At 42.1% G+C, this 14,888-nt stretch carries 13 protein-coding genes; 5 read left to right on the forward strand and 8 right to left on the reverse strand.

Annotated elements, in window-relative coordinates; translation table 11 throughout:
- Positions 1 to 259: 259 nt before the first annotated feature.
- The 4 genes from U3A58_RS16355 (at position 260) to U3A58_RS16370 (ending at position 4,190) form a co-directional block, all read left to right on the forward strand.
- Positions 260 to 1,312 carry a M42 family metallopeptidase gene (locus U3A58_RS16355; RefSeq protein ID WP_323825199.1) on the forward strand — a complete coding sequence of 351 codons (1,053 nt, stop codon included), beginning with the start codon at positions 260 to 262 and terminating at the stop codon, positions 1,310 to 1,312.
- Positions 1,313 to 1,423: 111 nt separating this feature from the next.
- A complete protein-coding gene (locus U3A58_RS16360; RefSeq protein ID WP_323825201.1) occupies positions 1,424 to 2,389 on the forward strand; it encodes a phosphatase domain-containing protein in 966 nt (321 codons plus the stop codon).
- A gap of 13 nt (positions 2,390 to 2,402) precedes the next feature.
- Complete coding sequence (locus U3A58_RS16365) at positions 2,403 to 3,305, forward strand: diacylglycerol/lipid kinase family protein (protein ID WP_323825202.1); 903 nt, start codon at positions 2,403 to 2,405, stop codon at positions 3,303 to 3,305.
- Positions 3,306 to 3,386: 81 nt separating this feature from the next.
- Positions 3,387 to 4,190, forward strand: coding sequence for a 3-keto-disaccharide hydrolase (locus U3A58_RS16370; RefSeq protein ID WP_323825204.1), 804 nt, complete (start codon positions 3,387 to 3,389; stop codon positions 4,188 to 4,190).
- A 101-nt stretch (positions 4,191 to 4,291) separates the two neighbouring features.
- On the opposite strand, the gene U3A58_RS16375 is transcribed toward U3A58_RS16370, so the two are convergent.
- Entirely contained in the window at positions 4,292 to 5,395 is a 1,104-nt protein-coding gene (locus tag U3A58_RS16375) for a Gfo/Idh/MocA family protein (RefSeq protein WP_323825206.1), read from the reverse strand.
- 138 nt (positions 5,396 to 5,533) lie between these two features.
- On the opposite strand from U3A58_RS16375, the gene U3A58_RS16380 reads away from it, so the two are divergent.
- Entirely contained in the window at positions 5,534 to 6,091 is a 558-nt protein-coding gene (locus U3A58_RS16380; protein WP_323825208.1) for an aspartyl/asparaginyl beta-hydroxylase domain-containing protein, read from the forward strand.
- Positions 6,092 to 6,095: 4 nt separating this feature from the next.
- Here U3A58_RS16380 and U3A58_RS16385 read toward each other — a convergent pair whose 3' ends face one another.
- From U3A58_RS16385 to U3A58_RS16415, 7 genes are all read right to left on the reverse strand, one after another.
- On the reverse strand, positions 6,096 to 6,866 hold the full coding sequence (locus U3A58_RS16385; RefSeq protein ID WP_323825210.1) for a 3-ketoacyl-ACP reductase: 771 nt from the start codon (positions 6,864 to 6,866) through the stop codon (positions 6,096 to 6,098).
- Positions 6,863 to 8,308: an oxidoreductase gene (locus U3A58_RS16390; RefSeq protein ID WP_323825212.1), complete on the reverse strand. Its 1,446-nt coding sequence runs from the start codon at positions 8,306 to 8,308 to the stop codon at positions 6,863 to 6,865. The genes U3A58_RS16385 and U3A58_RS16390 overlap by 4 nt, the downstream gene beginning before the upstream one ends.
- Positions 8,305 to 9,684 (reverse strand): glycoside hydrolase family 88 protein, encoded by a 1,380-nt coding sequence (locus U3A58_RS16395; protein WP_323825214.1) that lies wholly within the window; start codon positions 9,682 to 9,684, stop codon positions 8,305 to 8,307. Before U3A58_RS16395 ends, U3A58_RS16390 begins: the two co-directional genes overlap by 4 nt.
- Complete coding sequence (locus U3A58_RS16400) at positions 9,674 to 11,086, reverse strand: sodium:solute symporter family protein (RefSeq protein ID WP_323825216.1); 1,413 nt, start codon at positions 11,084 to 11,086, stop codon at positions 9,674 to 9,676. The genes U3A58_RS16395 and U3A58_RS16400 overlap by 11 nt, the downstream gene beginning before the upstream one ends.
- On the reverse strand, positions 11,083 to 11,295 hold the full coding sequence (locus U3A58_RS16405) for a hypothetical protein (RefSeq protein WP_323825218.1): 213 nt from the start codon (positions 11,293 to 11,295) through the stop codon (positions 11,083 to 11,085). The genes U3A58_RS16400 and U3A58_RS16405 overlap by 4 nt, the downstream gene beginning before the upstream one ends.
- Before the next feature lie 197 nt (positions 11,296 to 11,492).
- Complete coding sequence (locus U3A58_RS16410; protein WP_323825220.1) at positions 11,493 to 13,793, reverse strand: FdhF/YdeP family oxidoreductase; 2,301 nt, start codon at positions 13,791 to 13,793, stop codon at positions 11,493 to 11,495.
- A 173-nt stretch (positions 13,794 to 13,966) separates the two neighbouring features.
- On the reverse strand, positions 13,967 to 14,833 hold the full coding sequence (locus U3A58_RS16415) for a DUF808 domain-containing protein (RefSeq protein ID WP_323825222.1): 867 nt from the start codon (positions 14,831 to 14,833) through the stop codon (positions 13,967 to 13,969).
- Positions 14,834 to 14,888 lie beyond the last annotated feature (55 nt).

Below are 14,888 nucleotides of genomic sequence, written 5' to 3' on the forward strand. Positions count from 1 at the left end.
TAAAGGCACATTGAAGTTATTCTTTGTGCCTTTTTACATTCAAAACTTTTCTAATTCTTAATTTCACCCAAGAAGAAAAAACACTCATTAATTTTGACCCTTGCAAACGGGTATGAAAGTGCAAATTTGATTCTGCTTCTCCAGAAGCTGGATGACACATATTAGAAAAATAAGCCCAGGATATCAATAATCTGTGATCTCCGTGAAAACCTTAGTGCCCTTCGTGGTTAAAATAAACTTTCAGCAAGAAAAATAGAAAATGGACATAAACGTAGCCCTATTAAAGGAAATCTGTGAAATCGCCGGAGCTCCCGGTTTTGAAAAAAGAGTTCGTGATTTAGTGATTGACTTGGTCACTCCACTAGCGGATGAAGTCAAAGTAGATAACATAGGTAATGTAATAGCCCTCAAAAAAGGCAAGAGAAATCCTGATGGAAAGCGGGTAATGGTAGCTGCCCACATGGATGAGATCGGTTTTATAGTGACCCATATTGATGAAAATGGCTTTTTGAGGTTTCATACCTTAGGTGGTTTTGACCCAAAGACGCTCACTGCCCAGCGTGTGATCGTGCATGGCAAAAAGGACCTGGTAGGCGTCATGGGCAGCAAGCCAATCCATGTGATGTCAGCGGAAGAGAAAACCAAACTCCCAAAAACCACGGATTTTTTCATAGATCTTGGAATGCCAAAGGAAGAAGTGGAGAAATACATTACCGTAGGAGATCCTGTGACCAGAAATAGGGAATTGATCGAAATGGGAGACTGCGTGAACTGTAAATCTATTGACAACAGAGTAGCTGTATTTATCCTGATAGAAACACTCAAGCAATTGGAAAATCCAGCATACGATGTCTATGCCACGTTCACAGTACAAGAAGAGGTAGGTTTGCGCGGGGCAAATGTGGCTGCTCATGGGATCAACCCAGATTTCGGAATTGCCCTGGATACCACGATTGCTTTTGATGTACCGGGCGCACAGGCGCATGAGAAAGTGACTGAATTAGGTAAAGGTACAGCCATCAAAATTATGGATGCTATGACTATTTGTGATTACAGAATGGTGGAATTTATGAAGCAGACTGCTGATAAAGCGTCGATTTCTTGGCAACCGGAAATCTTGGTAGCCGGGGGCACAGATACTGCCGGGGTGCAGCGAATGGGTAAGCAAGGCGCAATAGCCGGAGCGATTTCCATCCCGACCAGACATCTACACCAGGTGATAGAAATGGCTCATAAGAAAGATATAGCTGATTCCATCGATTTGCTTAAGATTTGTCTGGAGCAAATCGATCAATACGATTGGAAACACTAAAGGGAAAAGAGCCTGCTGGAAAACAAGTATCCAAGAGGCTCTTTTCTGCTTTTTCCCTATTGCAGCCTGGTTTTTGATTTATTACCAGCGAACCAACTTTCAATTTTTATAATGGCATTAGTGAAACATGATAGAATTATTGTTGAACCATTTCTTGCGTTCGGCAATAGGGAAGTTGTTTTCTTAAAAGGTAGGGTAATCAGTGCCTACAAGGAAAAAAGGCCTTCCTCTAGAAACAACTGGCTGAAAAACATTTTGGCATCCATTAGAAGATATTCAGGTTCATCAGTTCCTTTAGCTAAAATTGAAATCACTTTTCAGGAAAAAAGCTATATCGTGTCAACTGATGAAAATGGGGTTTTTGAGTTACAAATTGGGGAATGCAAACCCAAGGAAGGCTTAAGTGAGATAGTTACTTTTCAAGTGCTAGAGCCTTCAACTAAAAAGTCTCCAATTGCTCACCTGGAAGTTAGACGGTATTCGGGTGACACAGGCGTGATATCGGATATCGACGACACCATTATTATTTCCCATTCTACAGATATAGGGAAAAAATTCTGGCTTTCGGTATCTAAAAATGCATTTACGCGAAGACCCCTGCCAGGTGTATCGGAGTTTTATAAAAAGCTAACTGAAAATGGTCTTGATCCCATATTCTACGTGTCCAGCAGTGATTGGTCCTTGTATGATCTGATCAAGGATTTCCTGCGATTCCGCCATATTCCTGATGGACCGATCTTGCTCAAAGACAAGCATATTAACCTAACCAATATATGGAAATCGGGAGGAGGCAATCATAATCACAAGTTCGATAAGATAGAATTGCTTTTCAATCTCTATCCTGAAATGTCCTTTTACTTGATTGGCGATAGTGGTCAAGAAGATCCAGAAATCTATGCTGAGGTGATCGAAAAGCATCCCGATCGTGTGAAAGGAGTTTTTATCCGCTTGGTAGATAAGCTAAAGTCAGATAGACGACAGAAATTGGATCAGGCTATTTCTCAAACGAATTTTCACTTTATTGAGAATTCGGAAGAAGCTATGCAGCTTTTTGAAAAGGAAATGAGCATCAAATAACAAACCTCTGCCTATGAAAAAGTGTCTCTTTGTGTTTAATCCAATATCCGGTTCAAACGGATTTCAAAGGTCTGAGCTTATTCAAATGTTTGAAGTTAAGCTGCCAAATTATACCCCCTTTTTGGTGGAGACCACCGGAGAAAAGGATGATGAATTGGTCTTCAGAGAATTTCAAAAACACCAACCTGAGCTCGTGCTAATAGGAGGAGGAGATGGCACAGTGAAGATGGTAGCCAAAAGTCTGCAAGAGCAAGATGTACCTTTTGTCATTGTGCCGATGGGATCGGCAAATGGATTGGCAAAATGTATGGGAATTGAAATGATTTCTGATGCCTGGGAGGCTGTGCGTGATTTCCAAGTTCACCAGATAGATGCCATTCATATCAATGGAGAACTTTGTCTGCATTTGGCGGATTTTGGCATGAATGCAAACTTGATCAAGAAGTTTGAGGAGGATGATTCTCGGGGAATGTTCGGTTACGTGAAAAATTCATTTTCGGAGATATTTACTTCGGAATCGAAAAATTTCAGATTAAAGCTGGAGAATGAAACGATAGAAATCAGGGCAAAGATGATAGTGATAGCTAATGGCGATCAATACGGGACTGGAGCCATTGTGAATTGCAAAGGTATCATGGACGACGGTAAATTTGAAGTGATATCGCTCAATCCAGAGACTGCTGAGGATTATGTGAAAATGACAATGGCTTTTATGAAGGGCGACCTAAATGAGTTGGAAACTATAAATTCCTGGAGTGTGACCACTTGCCAAATCACCAATTTGGATGGGGCAGAATTTCAGATTGATGGCGAAATGATGAATCATCCTGAATTAGTCACGGCCACGATAGAAAAACATGCATTTAAGTTTCTGACAGGCAAATCCTTTGAAGCCTGCCATATTTCCTCGGATTGAGTTCACTTATCCCAAACTGACTTTTATAATTCCAGAATTCCTTACCTTACTCTCTATCTTATTATTTCAACGTTTACCTCCATGTATAGAAAAGTACTAGTAGCAACCATTTTGGGAAGTGTCTTGATTTCCTGCAAGACAGAGAAAAATGAAATTCAAGTAGCAGAAAAACCTCAATCGGAATGGATCGAGATGTTCAACGGTGAAAATCTGGATGGATGGATTCCCAAGATCTATCATCATGAAACCGGTGAAAATTACCAAAGCACATTTCGCGCTGTGGATGGCACCATAGCCGTGAATTACGACGATTATAATGAGGGATTCAATGATCGCTATGGGCATTTATTTTACAAGAAGCCTTTTTCTGCCTTTCATATGACATGGGAATATAGATTTACTGACCAATGGCTGGAAGATGCAGCAAGCTACACCTATAGAAATAGCGGGGTCATGTTTCACTCTCAGGCTCCGGAGACCATTTTGAAGGAGCAGGATTGGCCTATCTCTGTGGAGTGGCAGATGCTGGCTGAGGAAGAGGAAGGAGTTCCTAGGCCGACTGGAAATATGTGCTCGCCAGGTACAGATGTATTCTTCGAAGGTGAAAAAGATCCGCGTCATTGCATCAATTCTACTTCCCCCACTTTCAAATGGGATGAATGGGTGAAGGCTGATCTGATTGTATATGGAGATTCACTTGTAATTCATATGGTGAATGGAGATACGGTTCTTCAGTACACCAAGCCACAGGTTGGTGGTGGGGTTGCCAATAATTTTGATCCCAAACACAAAGTGGATGGTAAAGCGTTAACCGAAGGCTATATCGGATTGCAAAGTGAAGGGCAGGGAGTGATATTTAAAAATCTGAAGATTAAGGAGCTTTAAGGAGTATTTAGTATCAAGATTCTAGAATCAAGAAATTAGAATTGAGATATAATATTTGCTGCCGTTCGTGTCCACGAACGGCTTTTTTTATTCCTGTGGCTCTACTTCAAATAAACAGTCTTTCCAGTCTTAGCACTTTCTACAGCAGCGGAGAGGATTTCTACCACGATCATATTATTTTCCAGAGAAGGAAGAGCGTACTCATCAAGGATAAGTTCACCATTGATTACTGCTAGAAATAAGGTGAATGGATCTTCGAAAGGCGTATTTTTATATTCTAAATTGAACTCTTTTTCTTCAAAACCTGAATAGCCTTCTGCCTTTAATACGCGTACATCTGTAGGGTTGTCAGCATAAATAGCACCTGTGAGACCATAGATTTCCATATCTTTTCTGCCAATTGGCCAATTCCATGAAGCTTGAATGATGGCCTGGGAATCGTCATAATTTAAGATAATTGTCGCTTCATCATCCACTTTCGGATTATTTTCGGCTTGAAGTTGCTGGGTGACGGCAGTTACTGAATTAGGTTTTTTGCCATCCTGAAGCCAAGTAGTCAAATTTGCACCGTAGCAACCAAAGTCAATGATTGCACCTCCGCCATTTAGCATGGGATCAGTCAGCCATGCTAAGAACTCATTGCTCACACCTATTTTTTTTGGGCCACGATGTCCGTCACGAACTACCACTTTTCGCAGGTCACCCACTGCTCCACTTTGGAGAATCTCCTGTGCTTTAAAAGTGCTAGGATACCAAGTTGTTTCGTAATTGGTGATGAGGTGAATGTTGTGTGTCTCCGCAAGTTCCTTCATTTTTTGGGCATGTTCTAAGCTTACAGCCAATGGCTTTTCTACCATCACATGAATGCCTTTTGGAGCACAAGCTTCTACCACAGCAAGGTGATCGTAGATATTACCAAAAGCAGTAACCGCCTCGGGCTTCGTTTTTTCTAGCATTTCCTCTAGGGAATCAAATACCAAATCCATGGAAATCCCGTGCTGTTCGGTGAGCCTTTTTGCTAATTCTCTATTCGGTTCGGCGATCCCGACGATCTCTAAATCTTCACGATCCTTTGCCTGCAAAATCCAACCCACATGTCCGTGTGTAAGACCGGCAATTCCGATCTTTGTTCGCTTCTGCTGTGCAAAAGTTTGAGTGGTGAGAAGGAGTATGAAGAAGCAGCTGAAAATAAAGTGGGTTTTCATGAGTTTTGGGGTTTGAGAACTAAAAAATCGAGAAATTGAATTGACTTTGCAAGGATGTGAGGATTTTTACTTTTTTTTGTTGAAAACATAAAGGATGGATTTAGCTTTGGTGGGACTTTTACTTATTATTTTTCCAGCATGATCAAGCAAGATAGAATTCAGCTGCCTTTTCTTTTTGAGAGCCTTTTGCTCCAGTCAGAGGTGGAAAACCTGCTAGAGGTCGAGTGGATAAATCATTTTGTGACGCAAAATTATCAGGGGAATTGGTCTGTAATACCGCTTACTGCACAGGAGGGAGTTACACATCCTATCCAAATGGCGGCTGCTATTCCAGGTGATTACAAATTTGTTCCTACGCAGTTTCTAGCTTTGTGCCCCTACATACAGTCTGTATTAGAATGCTTCAAAACAGAGAAATCATCAGTGAGATTGATGAAGCTCACGCCTGGTTCTGAGATTAAAGAGCACCGTGACTTTGATTTGGATGAGGGAGAAGTTCGGATTCACATTCCGGTGTTCACCAATGAGGGGGTGAGTTTTTTTGTGAATTATACGAAGGTGAACATGAAGGAAGGAGAGTGCTGGTACCTTCGTCTTTCTGATCCACATCGAGTATTAAACGAAGGTAATACTGACAGAATTCACTTGGTGATGGATTTGAAAGTGAACGAGTGGCTGAATACTATGCTTTTATAGGTTTCTACATCCTCGCGATAGTCATTCCCCCATCTACAGAAATAACTTGACCCGTGGAATAAGGAAGATCACCTCTGACCAACGCCGCCACCACTTTTCCTATATCCTCAGGAATTCCCATTCTAGGTTCAAGTGTCATCCCACTTTTCACCGCTTGATGATAGGTTTCTCGGACTTTTTCTATCATATCCGTCTCTATTACTCCTGGTCGAATTTCATATACAGGGATATCAAATTCTGCCATTTTCACAGCCAAAACCTTGGAAAGCATCGAAAGCGCTGCTTTTGACATGCAGTAGGATGAGCGCGTGGTGGAGGCGACGGTAGAAGATATGGAGGTGATGTTAATGATGGAGATCTCTGATTTTGGCTTTTCTTTTTTCAGTTCAGCCATCCATTTCGCGATAGCCTGAGTTAAGAAAAAAGTGCCTTTTTGATTTATATCCATGAGGTGGTCATAATCATCCTCGGTAACCTCAAAAAAGTCACTTCTAGTCCTCGGTGCCACACCGGCATTATTGACCAGAATATCGATTTTTCCAAACTTGGATTTTAAGTCGATTAGAATCGAATTCCGATCCTCTCGGGAAGCAATATTTCCCTGAAGATATTCTACTCGAACACCTAAAGCACTCAGTTCTTTCAGTGCTGCCCTTACGCTTTCCTCCTCGCGCACGCCATTTATAGCCAAATCAATGCCTTCTTCAGCCAGTTTCCGGGCTATTCCTAAACCTATCCCACGTGATCCTCCGGTGACTAATGCTACTCGACTCATGATGCTTTGATGGTTTTAAGTGTTTCGTGTATTTCCATTTTTTTGTAAAAAGGATCCAAAGGAAAACAACCTGATATCATCCCGTTTCTAGGGGCAGTAGTACAATCTGAGAAGGTACGGCATATCTTTGCTCTCTTCATAGGAGTTCCTTTTATGACATCAGCTGGCAATTCGGGATAGCTTAACACCATTCTACCTAAACCAATGGAATCTGCTTTTCCTGCTTCCAGCACATGTTGAGCTACATTTGGTAGCCATTCCTGGAGGTAAGAGTATCCTGACCCCACCACATAGAACTTGGGGAAGGCTTTCTTTACCTCGCTTACAGCTGCTATTTGGCGCGCTACTCCATGCAGCGGATCTTCTGGAGGCATGTAGCCATCAGAAGGAGGGAATAGTGCCGGACGCTGAATGTGCGGATTGTAATAGGGACTGCCGGCTGTTGTGCACAGCAATTCTATATCGAGTTTTTCAAGTTCTTTGAGAAATTGGAAAGACTCGTTGAGATCTTCTCCCTGACCAGATTCGTCTCCACCGAAGGCGTATTTATAGGGACTTTCGGTGGCTGGAATTCCAATTCCTTCTGGCCCTTGCTTGAAGGGCATCCAATCAAAAATGCTCATGCGAACACCAATTTCTAATCCTGGTGCTTCGGCTCGGATTCCCGCTACGATCTCTCGGATAAATCGCGTGCGGTTTTCGATTGACTTGCCGTATTTGCCTTCACGGTCGTAAGCGCTCAGGAACTCATGTCCTAAATAGCCATGACAGTGCTTGATATCGACGAATTTGTATCCAGTCTTCTGTGCGCGAACTGCGGCTATTACATAGGCATCGATCAATTCGGATATTTCTCCATCAGTCATGAGCGGATAATCCTCGGCTAGTCCAAATTTCTTATTCAAAACCGGATGAGAATAGAGAATCTTAGGCTCCATTTTGGTTTTGCTGTTGGGTTTGCAAAATCTGCCTGAATGGGTGAGTTGCAAGCCAGTGAGTAAATCATCCGAATTACCAAAAGCTTTTTTGTGTTCGTTCTCCACCAGTTGATACAATCCTTCGAAATCTGTCAGATTCTTCTCATTGATCATAAGCTGATTGGGATTTGCTCTGCCGGCAGGCTGAACTGCTACTGCCTCGCATCCCCAAAGTAATTTGGCTCCACTGATCGCAAAGTTCTTCCACCGTCTTTTGGTGAGTTCTGTAGGTTTGCCGTCGGTAGTTCCATCCCAGCCCTCCATCGGAAGGATGCAGAATGAATTTCCAATTCGGTTACCTGCTCTTGTGGTATATGCTTTAGCAAATGGTGAAGTTGCTCCAGACTTCAGTTCTTCGTCAAAACCCAAGGAGATACCTTCTTTTTTGAAGTGCTCACGCAGGTGTTCTCCAGTTTTTAGCTGGGCAACTCTAGGGTATTGTGGTTTGTATTTTCCAGTGCTCATTGGCCAACGCAGTTAAAGAAGCTGTAATAGTCTTCGCCTTTTTGCATGCGTTGCAGAAGTAAGGCCAGTTCCCGTGCATGATAATCACCCCACATACAGGATTCGCCATAAGGAGCTTTTGTCGGATCGGGACGATAATCCCAGCCGTTTGGCTGATGGTAGATAGAATGCAAAATTAATCCCTGATGACTTGGGTCAGTGGATAAATAAGGTTCGGAAAAAAGATTATGTGCGATCTGAATTCCTGCTTTTATGTACCTTTCTGATCGTGCAGGGTCTGAGTTTTTCATCCAATTTCCGATTCTGACCAATCCCTGAGCTGTGATACAGGCAGCAGAAGAATCGATTGGCTCGTGTGCATTAAATGGATCTGATTTCTCATTCAAATAATCACCCATTTTTACCAGACCAGGTGCTCCAGTATCCCAATATGGAATTCCATCTGTAGGGGTATTGGCTAAATAGAAATCAGCGGTAGCTTTTGCAGCTTCAGAAAGTTCTTTGATTAAATCTTTTTTGGAAATGACTGCTGAATAATCGCTTTCATTGATTTGCTCAATAATTTCCAGCGTTTCGCCCAGTCCGCAGATAGCCCAAGCTAGTCCCCTGGTCCACGTACTGAAGCCAGTATAGCCTTGCTGTGAATTTGGACAGCGGTAATTTCCGTCATTGGTGTTAAAGATAATTTCATGCGCAGTTCTGCCGGATACATCGTAGGAGTCCCTACCATTCCCATAGAAAATCGAATAGCGAACTGTACTCAGAATATGCTGGATTGCCCGTTGAATAAGTGAGATGCGCTTGTCATTTTCCCCCTGCAACACATGGCCTAAGGCATGTGAAACCACTAATGCGCGACAGGAACGAATAGTGTCCACAAATAAGGAATGTGGGCCGTTAAATGAATAAATATAGCCACCATCAGAGGTAGAAGTCCAGCGCATTGCTTGCACTGCTCCGCTAACTTTCAGCGCAAGTTTATAGAAATTTTTCTCCCAGTCTGTACCCTCTATTTTTCCTTCTTCTATAAGTCGGAGTAGATTTCCATACGTGCTCACATTGTTGAAACCATGATCATGAACCCCTGTGTGCGTAAGATGAGGAGCCATTTTATTCAAGGTATTATCCCGTCCGATTTTCAGGAACTGCTCATCTCCTGTGGCGTCAAACTGGAGAATTGCTGAACCGTATTGGAATCCCTGAGTCCATTCCGTCCATCCACGTGTCACATATTTTCCTTTTTCGGTGAAAACAGGAGCACCATTCGCAGTGTCAAATGAGACTTCTATCAAGTTTATTTTTTCTCCGGAAAGCTCCCAAAATCTTTTGAGGGGCTTTTCCAATTGATTTATTGAAATGTTAGAATCAAGCTTCATGAGTATTTTTTTGAGTCAAGTGATGGCGTAGCATCAAGGTAAAAGTTATAACAAAGAGTACGCAATACATCAAGAAATCCAGTGGATATCCTGCAATGATGGTAGGGACGACTCCTACAAGTGATAATACGAAGGTGGTAAGTGCGAAAGTGGATAGCCAAATCAGTTCTTTGGGGGGACTTTTGAATATCACGGCTCCTAAGACCACTGGAGCTATCATAGATGTGCCTGCAAAACTCACGCGTGCCAGCAATACCAATTCGTCACTCATGTAAGTGGAAAATACCAATACAATTAATGAGAAGATCAGGATTGAGATTTTGGTGATACGCATGTTGGATTTGTCTGATCCGGAAAGCATGGACCTAAGCTCTGTTCCCAACGCGAAAATCTGGGCATTAGTGGTAGAAAGACAGGCGGCAAATAGTCCCACCACAGCCAAGGCTGCCACAGGCACGGCCTGATCAAACAAGAGTGCATTTGTCAGGAAATCTGCTGTACTCGCATCAGGATATTTGATAGCTCCATAAAGTCCGATGAAAGCGGTAGGCAATATGACCAGAATCGCGAAAATCCCTACGGCATATGCCATCCGATGTACGGATTTTAAATTTTTCATGACCACCAAGCGGGTAGTGAATTGTGGCTGAGAAACTGGTATCAGCACAATTGCTATGGCGGAAGCGATCAGGAATGGACTGGTAAATAAGCCTTTTGGACCTGGAAGAGTCAATAGATCAGCATTTGTTTCTGATACTTTTGCCAAACCTGATTCCAGTCCTCCACTCATTTGAAGGCAAGTCACGCCGATGATCCAAATCACCGTGAGCATGATCACACCTTGGATTGCATCACTATATACTATCGCTTTTAGCCCACCGATTTCTGAGTAAATCAGCATGATGAATACCAGTAGTGCTGACCAAGACCAGTAAGGGAGCATGTCAGGGAAGGCAGCATCCAAAAAGATGGAGATTCCTCGGATTTGGATGGCTACGTAAGGGATGAGAAATAGGAAGGCACTGGCAAACACCAAATAACCGGCGAATGAATTCCCATAACAAGTTTTCATCAAACCAGCGACTCCTTTGTATCCATTAATGGAAGCACGTTTTCTTAAAGCATATCCAAACCAAATCAGGAAAAATACCATCAGGGCATCAGATAACGCCAGAAATATCCATGCGCCTACGCCATGCGTTCGGAAGAAGTCCGGCATTCCCATAAAAGTGAAGGCAGAGAATAAGGCAGCAGAGAATGTCAAGAAACCTAAAATGGTACCTATGTTGGAACCTGCGAAAATAAAATCATCAGAAGTTCGATCTTTCTTATACGATCGATAAGAAGCGTAGCCCAGCATGGCTAGGAATAGCGTGAAGAAGAATATTAACCATCCAATCATTGCTTCTTGGGATCTTCAAATGGAAAGAATTTAGATCCTAAAAAAGTAGCGAATACCACCAGGATACTTATAAGAAGACCAGTCCAAAAAGTGAAAGGAATTCCAGCCAGCGTAGGTTCAAGTTTGTGTTCTTTGAATAAAAACAGAAAAGCACCTACTGTCAAGACGATAACAGCAAGTACCAGTATTTTCCATTGTTTGGATTTCATGGCAATAGGGTATGGTTATTTTGGATAATTCGGAATTGACCTTAAAATCATTTTAAGATCGGCTTAAAATAGCAATTATCTTCTTTAATACTAACCTGTGGTGATGCTTCCGGCGTGAATTGTTACGAAATGGATTTCATGAAAAGATGTACAATTTGTTTCACTACTTACAAAAATCACCACCTACCATATACTATTCAATCAATTTTCTCCAAGCTCACTCGGATAGACTTGCTAATTGGGGTATTGCTTTTTTCGGCGAATTCATGGATGGGTACGAGTGGATTTGTTTCTGGGAAATAGGCAGCAAGATTACCCTGAGGGATTTGATATGGGATGACTAAAAATTGAAAAACTTTACGCTCTTGACCATCATAAGTACTTAAGATATTGACTACGTCCATTTTCTTAAGGCTTTCCTTAGCCATATCAGTTTCATTCATGAAAAGCACTCTACGCTCATTGTGAACGCCTCTGTAGCGGTCGTTAAGACCATAAATCGTCGTGTTGAATTGATCGTGCGAGCGTATGCTCATCAATAGGTATTCGTTTTCTTTCAGCGTGTGTATGGGGAGTTCTGTTGTACTAAATTTCGCTTTTTGATTTGGTAATTTGCTGAAGTCCAAGTCTCTTACATTGTTTGGGAGATAGTATCCAGAACCTACTGACTTTGAATTCATGTCTTTGAATGCAGTGATCACTTCTCCTAATTTTTCCCGAAGCAATTCATAATTTGAACCAAGCAACTTCCACTTCACAGGATGGTTTCCTTTGAAATATGCCGCGGAAATTCCGGCTACTATTTCGGGTTCACTTTTGATATAGTCAGAAATTGGATCCAGAAAACCTTTGGACTGATGGACTATTCCCATGCTGTTTTCCACGGTGAAATGCCTTTGCTTTCCGTCTTTCAAATCCTTGTCAGATCTTCCAAGCGTGGGTAAAATCAAAGCGGTTTTCCCAGTCACCAAATGACTACGGTTTAGTTTGGTGCTGATCTGAACGGTAAGTTCGCAGTTTTGAAGTGCTTTGGCAGTGTATTCTGTATCGGAAGCAGCAGATACAAAATTGCCTCCCAAGCCAACGAAAATCTTTGATTTGCCCTCGTACATAGCCGGAATCGCTTTGACCACGTCCACTCCCTGGTGATCTGGAGGATCGAAGCCAAAGGTGTTTTTGATAGCAGAATTAAGTTCGCTGGATACTACGTGCATAATCCCTACGCTTCGGTCTCCCTGCACATTGCTATGTCCTCGGACTGGGCAAGTTCCGGTGCCAGGTTTCCCCAAACTTCCTTTAAGTAGCAGAAGGTTTACACATTCTTTGATGTTGTCCACGCCATTTTTATGCTGCGTAAGCCCCATCGCCCAGCAGATAATGATTTTGTTCTTTTTCGCTAAAAGTGCTACTGCTTCGTCTATCAATTTCTCTTGCACTCCACATAGTTCCAATAATTCTTGCTCAGAATGAGTGTCTAGATGAGCTAGGAGTGATTCGTACCCTTCGGTATACTTGTCAATAAATTCATGATCAAATACATTTCCATTTGACTTATCCAATGCAGCTAGTTTTTTCTCAATCAACTTTAAAAGTGCCACATCCTGATTGATCTTTACTTGAAGATAAATATCCGTCAAGCCATGTCCGGACAGTAACATTCCACTTATTCCCTGAGGATTTCTGAATCTAATCAACCCTGCTTCTTGAAGTGGGTTAATGCTGATAATTTTGCCACCATTTCGCTTGCATTTTTCTAATGCAGAAAGCATTCTTGGATGGTTGGTTCCTGGATTTTGTCCGATGACCATCACCACTTCGGCTTTGTCAAAATCCTCCAATTTCACTGAGCCTTTGCCGATACCTAAAGTTTCAGAAAGCCCAATTCCACTGGATTCATGGCACATATTGGAGCAGTCGGGCATATTATTCGTGCCAAAAGCTCTGGCAAAAAGTCCGTATAGAAATGCAGCTTCGTTGCTCGATCGGCCTGATGTATAGAAAATAGCCTGGTCAGGATTGTCAAGTGCATGAAGATGATCTGCAATGACTCTAAAAGCTTCCTCCCAAGTGCATTCCTCGTAGTGGTTTGAGTCTGGTTTCAAGATCATGGGCGCGACCAATCGTCCACTTTGCCCGATTTTGTAATCTGACCAGCGGGATATTTCTTGTACAGAATAATTAGAGAAAAAAGCATTGTCAACCATCTTAGAAGTAGCCTCCTCAGCCAGAGCCTTTGCTCCATTTTCGCAGTATTCTCCTAGTTTGGATCGGTTTTCTGAATCTGGCCAAGCGCAGCCTGGGCAATCAAAACCATCCTTTTGGTTCATATGAGAAAGTGTCTGGAGCGACTTTATCACGCCCATTTCTTTGAAGGTATGTTGCAGTGCGACTTTTACACCCGTGAATCCCGCAGCATAGGAAGCTGGTTTTTTCAGCTCAATGCCTGTAAACTCGGTGGAGCTTTGAGTCTGAATATTTTTTCTTATTGATGAGGACATGGACTGATAGTTCTCTTGGGAGTGACTTAAAGTTAAAGAAATATGCTCGCCTCAAAGATCACAATACATGTGAAAACTTTTGGTTTTATATCCTAAGTTCAAAATTTCTGATTACAATATAAAAAAGTGGATTGAGGCAATTCTTAATCCGCTTTGTGTGCTGATTCTGATCCCTATTTTTTAAACAGTTTTTTCCCAAGCATCATAATCCCTAAGGCTATAAAACCAACTACCAGTCCAACCAAAAATTCTGTAATGATAGCTGGCACAGAAGGGAAAAGATGGTGAATGAAGTCAATGTTATGAACGAAAATTCCGCCAGAAACCAAAAGCAAAGCTATAGTTCCAATAAATCCCATTGCCTTGATTATTTTAGGAAGCGCACTGACCAACAATAAACCGACTTTGTCAGAAAAGCTGTCCTCCCGTTTGTTCATTGCGATCAGTTTATAGCCAAATTCATCCATACGTACAATTACCGCAACTATTCCATATACACCGACTGTGGCGATCAGAGCTATAATAGTAACTACGATAATTTGCTCAAGGATAGGTTCGCCGACTACTGTCCCCAAGGCAATAATTACAATCTCTACAGACAAAATAAAGTCAGTGATGACTGCGGATTTTATCTTTTCTTTTTCTTTTAGAAGGATCTCCTCCTCAGTAATTTTTTCTTCAATTATTATGGTTTTGGTATGCTTGTGGGGAAAAATGTATTCATGGATTTTTTCTGCACCTTCGTATGCTAGGTAAAGTCCTCCGAGTATTAGGACGATAGTGACAGCTGCCGGGGCAAATGCACTGAGTAGAAAAGCTATGGGAAGGATAATTGCCTTATTAAGAAGAGAGCCTTTGGTGATCGCCCAAAGTACCGGGATTTCCCGGTCGGAGACAAAGCCAGATGCTTTTTCAGCATTTACGGCCAAATCATCGCCCAAAATACCTGCTGTCTTCTTTGCCGCCACTTTACTCATTACTGCCACATCGTCCATCAGCGTGGCGATGTCATCTAGCAATGCAAATATTCCTGAAGCCATTTGTTTTAGTAAGAGTTTTTTAAAATCATTGCCGAAATGGGACAATCTGGTAGCC

The sequence above is a fragment of the Algoriphagus persicinus genome, assembly GCF_035156415.1.
Taxonomy (GTDB): domain Bacteria; phylum Bacteroidota; class Bacteroidia; order Cytophagales; family Cyclobacteriaceae; genus Algoriphagus; species Algoriphagus persicinus.

Excerpts from the sequence above, each read along its gene's own strand:
- U3A58_RS16405 (WP_323825218.1), bottom strand. The coding sequence starts at position 11,295 with ATGAAATCCAAACAATGGAAAATACTGGTACTTGCTGTTATCGTCTTG.
- U3A58_RS16375 (WP_323825206.1), bottom strand. The coding sequence starts at position 5,395 with ATGAAAACCCACTTTATTTTCAGCTGCTTCTTCATACTCCTTCTCACC.
- U3A58_RS16400 (WP_323825216.1), bottom strand. The coding sequence starts at position 11,086 with ATGATTGGATGGTTAATATTCTTCTTCACGCTATTCCTAGCCATGCTG.
- U3A58_RS16365 (WP_323825202.1), top strand. The coding sequence starts at position 2,403 with ATGAAAAAGTGTCTCTTTGTGTTTAATCCAATATCCGGTTCAAACGGA.
- U3A58_RS16385 (WP_323825210.1), bottom strand. The coding sequence starts at position 6,866 with ATGAGTCGAGTAGCATTAGTCACCGGAGGATCACGTGGGATAGGTTTA.
- U3A58_RS16415 (WP_323825222.1), bottom strand. The coding sequence starts at position 14,833 with ATGGCTTCAGGAATATTTGCATTGCTAGATGACATCGCCACGCTGATG.
- U3A58_RS16395 (WP_323825214.1), bottom strand. The coding sequence starts at position 9,684 with ATGAAGCTTGATTCTAACATTTCAATAAATCAATTGGAAAAGCCCCTC.
- U3A58_RS16355 (WP_323825199.1), top strand. The coding sequence starts at position 260 with ATGGACATAAACGTAGCCCTATTAAAGGAAATCTGTGAAATCGCCGGA.
- U3A58_RS16360 (WP_323825201.1), top strand. The coding sequence starts at position 1,424 with ATGGCATTAGTGAAACATGATAGAATTATTGTTGAACCATTTCTTGCG.
- U3A58_RS16380 (WP_323825208.1), top strand. The coding sequence starts at position 5,534 with ATGATCAAGCAAGATAGAATTCAGCTGCCTTTTCTTTTTGAGAGCCTT.
- U3A58_RS16390 (WP_323825212.1), bottom strand. The coding sequence starts at position 8,308 with ATGAGCACTGGAAAATACAAACCACAATACCCTAGAGTTGCCCAGCTA.
- U3A58_RS16410 (WP_323825220.1), bottom strand. The coding sequence starts at position 13,793 with ATGTCCTCATCAATAAGAAAAAATATTCAGACTCAAAGCTCCACCGAG.
- U3A58_RS16370 (WP_323825204.1), top strand. The coding sequence starts at position 3,387 with ATGTATAGAAAAGTACTAGTAGCAACCATTTTGGGAAGTGTCTTGATT.